Origin of the sequence: Mesorhizobium sp. M7A.F.Ca.CA.004.12.1.1 (genome assembly GCF_003997835.1) — a bacterium.
Lineage (GTDB): Bacteria > Pseudomonadota > Alphaproteobacteria > Rhizobiales > Rhizobiaceae > Mesorhizobium.
Map to the genome: position 1 here is coordinate 1 of NZ_RZRK01000496.1, position 4,621 is coordinate 4,621.

A 4,621-nucleotide genomic window follows, 5' to 3' on the forward strand; every position below is an offset into this window, starting at 1 on the left:
CTCCTGCACGAGCACGGTGCCGATGATGATCATCCCCTTCAGCACCAGCTGAAGGTTCGAATTGATGTTGTGGAGCTGCAGGATGTTGGAGAGCAGACCGAAGATCAGCACGCCGCAGAACGTGCCGGTGAGGCTGCCGCGCCCGCCCATCAGGCTGGTGCCGCCGATGACCACGGCGGCGATGGCGTCGAGCTCCAGCCCGGCGCCGGCATCCGGCTTGCCTTGCCGGTACTGTGCGACATAGAGCACGGCGGCGATGCCGGCGAGCAGCCCCGAGACGGCATAGGTTGCGATCTTGACGCGGCCGGCGGCGATGCCGGAGAGGCGCGCCGCCTCCTCGTTGCCGCCGATGGCATAGACATAGCGGCCGAACGGCGTGAAGCGCAGCACCGCGCCATAGATCAGGATGGCGCTGAGGAAGAACAGGCCCGGCATCGGGATGATGCCGAACACCAGCGAGCGCAGGATCTCGAAATCGGCGGTCGCGTTGGAGCCGGTATAGACCGGCAGCACCGCATTGTTCTGGCCGGCGGTCAGCCGTGCGATGCCGAGCGCCGTCACCATCATCGCCAGGGTGACGATGAAGGGCTGCAGGCGCCCGGCAACGATGATGAAGCCGTTGAGCGCGCCGAACAGCAAACCAACGCACGGCGCCACCAGCAGCACGCCGAGCACACCGAATTTCGGCTCGATCTGCGGCAGCAGAAACCACAGCGACAGGCAGCACAGGACCACGCCGACGACGGCGGGCGTGACCAGGCCGCGAATCCCGTCCAGCTTGATCTCACGGAGGAGGTCGGCGCCGGCACGGGATTTTGCCAGGTTCTGGAAAATGAAACGGGCGACGACGAAACCGAGGCAAAGCGCCACCAGGGCGACGGTTGGCACGCCCAGCACGACGCCCGGCGTCACGCCTGGAACCGTCAGCAGCATGGCGCAGACCACCGAGCAGATGGCCATTAGCGAGCCGACGGAGAGATCGATGCCGCCGGTGATGATGACAGCCGTCATGCCAGTGGCGATCAGGCCGGTGGTCGACACCTGGCGCAGCACATCGAGCAGATTGCCGTAGGAGAGGAAGATGTTGTTGCCCTTCGAGCTCATCGGCGAGCCCAGGACACCGATCAGGAAGATGGCGATCAGGCCCCAATAGAGCTTGGTCCGGGACAGGAGTTTCAAAACGGTCATGCGGCTGGTCTCGATATGGTCCGGCGCGGGGCGGCGAGGCGCATGATGGCCTCCTCACTGGCCGCGTCGCGGGAAAGAATGCCTGTCTGGCGGCCATCGGCCATCACCAGGATGCGGTCGGAGAGGTGCAGCAGCTCCGGCAGTTCGGAGCTGATGACGGCGATGGCGAGACCGTCGCGCGCCAGCTTGAAGATCAGGTCGTAGATCTCGCGTTTGGCGCCGACATCGATGCCGCGCGTCGGCTCGTCGAGCAACAGCACCCTCGGCTTCGTCGCCAGCCATTTGCCGATGACAACCTTCTGCTGGTTGCCGCCCGACAGCGTACCGGCGGGCTGGTCGATGTCCCGGCAGCGGATGCCGAGGGCCTTGACCGCCTGCCGCGCCAGCCCCTGCTCGCCGGCCAGCGAGCGGATGCCGAAGCGGGCCAGCGAGCCGACCAGCGGCAGGGCGACATTGTCCGCGATCGAAGCCTGCAGATGCAGCCCTTGCGTCTTGCGGTCCTCGGTCACCAGCGCAATGCCCAGCCGCCTCGCATCGCGCGGCGAACGGATGTCCACGGGATGGCCGTCAATACGGATTTCGCCGCCGGTGCGGCCATTGCTCGAGCCGAAGATCGCTTCCAGGATCTCGGTGCGGCCCGAACCCAGCAGCCCGCCAATGCCGAGGATTTCTCCGGCGGCAAGATCGAAGCCGACGCCGTCGATCACCGTGCGCCAACCATGCGCATCGGGCTTCGACAGCGACAGGTTTTCGACCGAAAGCACGGTCATGCCGCTGGTGTTGCGCTCTTCCTCGGAGGAAGCGAGCAGGTTGCGGCCGACCATCGCCGAAATGATCGTATCTTCGTCGAGCCTGGCCATCGGCTCGGTCAGCACATGGCGGCCGTCGCGAAACACGGTGACGCGGCCGGCCAGATGCATGACCTCGTCGATGCGGTGCGAGATGTAGACGATGGCGACGCCGCTGTCGGCAAGCTGGCGGATGATGCGGAACAGCCGCTGGCATTCGGCCGGCGAAAGCGCCGAGGTCGGCTCGTCCATGATCAGGATGCGTGCCGACATCGACAGAGCCTTGGCGATCTCGACCAGTTGCTGCTCGCCGACACGCAGGGCGCCGACGCGGGCTTGCGGATCGAGTTCGATGCCGAGCCGCTGCAACAAAGCACCTGCCGCGCGGCTGCTCGCCTTGCGGTCGACGATCAGCCCGGCGATCAGCTTCTCGCGGCCGAGGAAGATGTTGTCGGCGACGCTGAGCTCGGGCACCAGGTTGAGCTCCTGATGAATGATGGCGATGCCGGCATCCTCGGCGTCGCGCACGCCGGCGAAGCTGGTGGGGCGGCCATCGACGCTCACCGTGCCGTCATAACCGGTATAGACGCCGGAGAGGATTTTCATCAGCGTCGACTTGCCGGCGCCGTTCTCGCCCATCAAGGCATGAACCTCGCCGCGACGCAGCTCAAAGCCGACATCGACAAGCGCGGCGATGCCGCCGAAGCTCTTGGAAATGCGCTCGGCACTCAGAACGATGTGCGACCGATCGGCCGCACCGTGCTCCGGGGACAGGCAATTGCTCTCTTGCATGACAATGGCGGCCTCCCTTCCGTCGTCGTCAACTTCCCGCAAACGCTAATCTAAACGTTTCGATCATGTCAAGCCGATATAAGGTGCCGGACGTTTGGTGCAATTCGATTCTTGCTAAAAAGGACAGGATTCCGTACGTATTGGCCAGCAAGAGTGGCGAAACGTTTCGAAAATGACAGCGTCAGGGCAAAAAAGACACCGCAAATCCACCGCGCCCACCATGCTTCATGTGGCTGAAGCGGCGCGTGTTTCTGTCGCCACCGTTTCGGCGCTGATCAATGGCACGGCGACGGTCAGCCCGGAGCTTAGCCAGCGCATCGAGCAGGCAATCCGCGATATCGGCTACAAGCGCAACGCGATCGCCCGCAGCCTGAAGATGGGCACGACCCGCACCATCGGACTGACCGTGCCGCACATCACCAACCCGTTCTTCACCGATGTCGTCTCGGTCATCCAGCAGGCCTTCGACCGGGCCGGCTATGCCGTCATGCTGTGCTGCACGGACGAGGATTTGAACACCCAGGACGACCAGATCAGGTTGCTGCTCGACCGCATGGTCGACGGGCTGATCGTGGCGCGCGTCGGCGACGGCGCGATCCTCAAGCGGATCGTCGACGACGCCAACGTGCCGGTCGTGCTGCTCGATCGTATCTGCAAAGGCATCGACACCGATGCCGTGGTGCTGGACAACCAGCGCGCGGTGTTCGACGCCATCACCTATCTGATCAATCTCGGCCACCGGCGCATCGGTTACATCACCGGCACCTCGGACATCTCGCCGATGCATGACCGCATGGCGGGATATCGCGAGGCGCTTCACGCCGCCGGCCTGCCGATCGCCGAGGAGTTGATCCGCTTCGGCAATTTCCACGAGATCGACGGCTATAACGAAACCATGCAGATGCTTTCCTCGCATGATCGGCCAAGCGCGATCTTCTCGGCCAACAATCCGATGGTGATCGGCACCATGAAGGCGATCCGCGACATCGGCCTGTCCTGCCCGGAAGATATTTCGGTCGCCTGCTTCGACGACTTTCCATGGTCCGACGTGTTCCAGCCGCAGTTGACCACGGTGGCCCAGCCCGTGCAGGCGATCGGCGAACAGGCGGCCAATCTGCTTCTCGATCGTCTCGCCGGCAACAGGGACGCGCCGCCGCGCAAGCTTTTGCTCAAGGGCAGGCTGATGATCCGCAATTCATGCCGTCCGCTCGGCGCGATTGCGCAGAGCGTGAGCGCGTAGCCTTCCCCCGGCGTAAGTCGTAGCAGGGCCTGTCAGGCCGCCTGCGAAAGGGATTTGTGCGCCTCGGCCAGGATTTCGAACGACCGCACCCGCGCCGCATGATCAAACATCTGCGCAGTGACCATCAGTTCGTCGGCACCGGTGCGGCGCACGAAGGCATCGAGGCCTTGCCGCACCGTTTCCGGGGAGCCGACGACGGCGCAGGACAATGCCTGGCCGAGCATTGTCTTTGCCATCGGATCGAGATCGCGGTCATAGTTCTCGACAGGTGGCGGCAGCCGGCCGGCCCGACCGGTGCGCAGATTGACGAAAGCCTGTTGCAGCGAGGTGAACAACAAACGGGCCTCCGCATCGGTGGGCGCGGCGAAGACATTGAGGCCAAGCATGACATGCGGCTTGTCGAGCTGCTCGGACGGCTGGAAGCGCGAGCGGTAGACATCCAGCGCGTGATCCAGCTCCGCCGGCGCGAAATGCGAAGCGAAGGCGTAGGGCAGGCCGAGCATGGCGGCGAGCTGCGCGCCGTAGAGGCTGGAGCCGAGGATCCAGACCGGCACGTCCTGGCCTTCGCCGGGCACGGCGCGAATTCGCTGGCCTTCCTCGGCCGGCTGGAAAT

The 4,621-nt window shown here is 64.5% G+C and carries 4 protein-coding genes; 1 reads left to right on the forward strand and 3 read right to left on the reverse strand.

All coding sequences use genetic code 11. From position 1 onward, the window contains the following. On the reverse strand, positions 1-1,188 hold a 1,188-nt coding region (locus EN984_RS23420), incomplete at its 3' end, for an ABC transporter permease (protein ID WP_164765599.1). After that, positions 1,185-2,768 (reverse strand): sugar ABC transporter ATP-binding protein, encoded by a 1,584-nt coding sequence (locus EN984_RS23425; protein WP_127267671.1) that lies wholly within the window; start codon positions 2,766-2,768, stop codon positions 1,185-1,187. The genes EN984_RS23420 and EN984_RS23425, both read right to left, overlap by 4 nt. A 220-nt stretch (positions 2,769-2,988) precedes the next feature. On the opposite strand from EN984_RS23425, the gene EN984_RS23430 reads away from it, so the two are divergent. After that, a complete protein-coding gene (locus EN984_RS23430) occupies positions 2,989-4,008 on the forward strand; it encodes a LacI family DNA-binding transcriptional regulator (RefSeq protein WP_127267670.1) in 1,020 nt (339 codons plus the stop codon). Between the two features lie 32 nt (positions 4,009-4,040). Here EN984_RS23430 and EN984_RS23435 read toward each other — a convergent pair. Further along, positions 4,041-4,621 (reverse strand): MsnO8 family LLM class oxidoreductase (locus EN984_RS23435; protein ID WP_127383972.1); only part of this gene is annotated, 581 nt, incomplete at its 5' end.

What these genes read in the sequence shown, in the direction of transcription:
- EN984_RS23425 (WP_127267671.1), bottom strand. Translation starts at nt 2,768, where the DNA reads ATGCAAGAGAGCAATTGCCTGTCCCCGGAGCACGGTGCGGCCGATCGG.
- EN984_RS23430 (WP_127267670.1), top strand. Translation starts at nt 2,989, where the DNA reads ATGCTTCATGTGGCTGAAGCGGCGCGTGTTTCTGTCGCCACCGTTTCG.